At 73.6% G+C, this 3003-nt stretch carries 3 protein-coding genes; 2 read left to right on the top strand and 1 reads right to left on the bottom strand.

Translation table 11 applies throughout. The annotated features are described in order from the left end of the window. Positions 1 to 76: 76 nt before the first annotated feature. Together G3I65_RS24620 and G3I65_RS24615 are read left to right on the top strand one after the other, a co-directional pair. Positions 77 to 988 carry a dihydrodipicolinate synthase family protein gene (locus tag G3I65_RS24620; protein WP_160698198.1) on the top strand — a complete coding sequence of 304 codons (912 nt, stop codon included), beginning with the start codon at positions 77 to 79 and terminating at the stop codon, positions 986 to 988. Further along, positions 989 to 1990 (top strand): proline racemase family protein, encoded by a 1002-nt coding sequence (locus G3I65_RS24615; protein WP_160698197.1) that lies wholly within the window; start codon positions 989 to 991, stop codon positions 1988 to 1990. Here the strand turns inward: G3I65_RS24615 and G3I65_RS24610 are convergent. Further along, positions 1987 to 3003, bottom strand: a 1017-nt coding sequence (locus G3I65_RS24610) for an NAD(P)/FAD-dependent oxidoreductase (RefSeq protein ID WP_160698196.1), incomplete at its 5' end; no start/stop codon positions are given. The genes G3I65_RS24615 and G3I65_RS24610 overlap by 4 nt on opposite strands.

The following is a 3003-nucleotide window of genomic DNA, read 5'->3' as shown; positions in this document are numbered from 1 at the left end:
CCGCCGAACGCCACCACCGTCCCATCGCCCAGCCGATCCGCCTGGGCGAGCTCGCCGACGCGAAGGAGAACGAGGCATGAAGACCCGTGACCTCGGGGGCGTGGTCGTCGCCGCCGCCCTGCCGTACCGGGCGGACGACCGCGCGCCCGCCGGGCTGGCCGTCGACTACGACGCCTACGCCGAGCACTGCCGCTGGCTGGTCGAAAACGGCTGCCGCGGGGTCGGCCCGAACGGCTCGCTCGGCGAGTACTCCTCCCTCACCGACGAAGAACGGCGCCGCGTCGCGCGCACCGCGATCGAGGCCGTCGGCGACGACGGCCTCGTGGTCGTCGGGGTGCACGGCCCCGGCGCGCACCAGGCGCGGTACTGGGCCGAGGCGGCGGCCGAGGACGGCGCGGACGGCGTCCTGTGCCTGCCGCCGACGCTCTACCGCGCCAACCGCGGCGAGGTGCTCGCGCACTTCGAAGCCGTCGCCTCGGTCGGGCTGCCGGTGATGGTCTACAACAACCCCTTCGACACCAAGGTCGACCTCACGCCGGACCTGCTCGCGGAGATCGCGCGGATCGACAACGTCGTGGCGGTCAAGGAGTTCTCCGGTGACGTCCGGCGCGTGCTGGAAATCCGTGAGCGCGCGCCGGAACTGGCCGTGATCGGCGGGGCCGACGACGTCGTCCTGGAGAGCCTGCTGATGGGGGCGACCGGCTGGTTCGCCGGGTTCCCCAACGTCTTCCCGGCCGAGTCGGTCCGCCTCTTCGAACTCGCCACCGCGGGCAAGCTCGACGAAGCGAAGGCGTTGTACGAGCCGCTGGTGGCCGCGTTCCGCTGGGACTCGCGCACCGAATTCGTGCAGGCGATCAAGCTCGGCATGGACCTGGTCGGCCGCTACGGCGGGCCGTGCCGGCCACCCCGCGGGCCGCTCTCGGACGTCCACCGCGAGCAGGTCCGCGCCGACATGGGCCGCGCGCTGGCCGCGCTGGGGGTGGCGTAGATGCGGTCCTCGCGCGCGATCACCGCGGTCGATTCGCACACCGAAGGCATGCCGACGCGGGTGGTGACCGGCGGCGTCGCCCCGATCCCCGGCGCCACGATGGCCGAGCGGCGGCGGTACTTCATGGCCGAGCTGGACCACATCCGGCAGTTCCTGATGCACGAGCCGCGCGGTCACTCCGCGATGAGCGGCGCGATCCTGCAGCCGCCGTGCCGCGCCGACGCGGACTGGGGCGTGGTGTACATCGAGGTGTCGGGCTGCCTGCCGATGTGCGGCCACGGCACGATCGGCGTCGCGACGGTGCTGGTGGAGACCGGCATGGTCGAGGTGACCGAGCCGGTGACCGTGGTGCGCCTGGACACCCCGGCCGGGCTGGTGCACGCCGAGGTGACCGTCCGCGACGGGCGCGCCGAACGGGTCAAGCTGCGCAACGTCGCTTCGTTCCTCGCCGAGCGCGACGCCGTGGTTTCCGTGCCTGGCCTCGGCGACGTCCGCTACGACCTCGCCTACGGCGGCAACTTCTACGCCATCCTCGAACTGTCCCAAGTGGACATCTCGTTCGACCGGGCCGAGAAGGACCGGATCCTGGGCGCCGGCCTGGACATCATGGCCGCGATCAACGAGCAGCGGCCGCCGAAGCACCCCGAGGACCCGCTGATCGGCGGCTGCAAGCACGTCCAGTTCCTCGCGCCGGGCTCGGACGCGCGGGCGTCGCGAAACGCGATGGCCATCCACCCCGGCTGGTTCGACCGCTCGCCGTGCGGCACCGGCACGTCCGCCCGGATGGCGCAGCTGCACGCCCGCGGCGAGCTGCCGCTGCACACGCCGTTCGAGAACAGCTCGTTCATCGGCACGACGTTCACCGGCGAACTGGTGGGGGAGACCGAGGTGGGCGGCGTGCCGGCGGTGATCCCGGAGTTCTCGGGCCGGGCGTGGATCACCGGCACCGCCACCTACCTGCTGGACCCGGCGGACCCGTTCCCGGCGGGCTTCGTGCTCTAAGCGGCGAGCTGGTCGTCGTCCCGGGCGGCTCGCCGGGCGCCGCGCAGGACGCGCAGCGCCAGGCGGGGCCGCATCAGAGCCTGCGGTGGGTCGATCAGGCCGGCGACGCGCATGAAGGCGTTCGTCACCTCGGCATCGCGCGTCGCCGCGGACTGGACACGGGCGACGTAGGCGTTGCCGAGGTGCGTCTTGACGCTGCGGCGGCCGGTCACGCCCGGGAACGCCAGGTCGCCGCCCGCCGCGATCTCCCACGGCGCGTCGATCACGCGGGCCGCGTCGGCGAAGAACGCGGCGGGGCGGAGCGTGCCGCCGAGGTGCCGCCGCAGTGTCCGGGCCTGCAACGCCGCCGCGGTCATGCCCTGGCCGTACACCGGGTTGAACACGCAGAACGCGTCGCCGACGACGAGGAAGCCGTCCGGGACCCGCGGCAGCAGCTCGTAGTGGCGCCGCGTGCTCGCCGGGAAGCGGAAGCAGACGGGTTCGGTCAGCGGTTCCGCGTCCGCGATGGCGTCGTGGACGTCCGGCACGGGCAGGGACTTCGCGTACGCCAGGAACCCTTCGGGGTCCGTCGGCGGGTGGTCGCCCAGCAGGCCGGTGAGCGACAGCAGGCACTCGTCGCCGCCGAGGGTGTGGAAGAACGCCCCGCGCGGGTGGCCCGGCGTGGCGATCACGTTGATCGACTGCTCGTCGGTGAACGGGTTCGCGCGCAGCCGGTAGCGGCGGCTCGTGTACGCCAGGTCGACCTTGACGCGCTCCACGGGCACTTCCGGGTAGCCCAGCGCGCTCAGCCACTTGGGAGCCCGCGAGCCGCGGCCGGTGGCGTCGACGACGAGGTCGGCGTCGAGGCGCCGCGGGGTGCTGCCTCCGGCGCGTTCCTGGACGTGGACGCCGGTCACCCGGCTCCCGTCCGCGGTCGCCGCGAGGCCGGCGATGTCGTGGCCCGCCAGGAACTCCACGTTCGGCAGCGCGGCGACGCGGGCCCGCACGTGGTGCTCCAGCACCGGCCGCGCGGC

Origin of the sequence: Amycolatopsis sp. SID8362 (genome assembly GCF_010550475.1) — a bacterium.
GTDB classification, from domain to species: domain Bacteria; phylum Actinomycetota; class Actinomycetes; order Mycobacteriales; family Pseudonocardiaceae; genus Amycolatopsis; species Amycolatopsis eburnea.
This window is presented reverse-complemented; position numbering and strand designations above follow the sequence as displayed.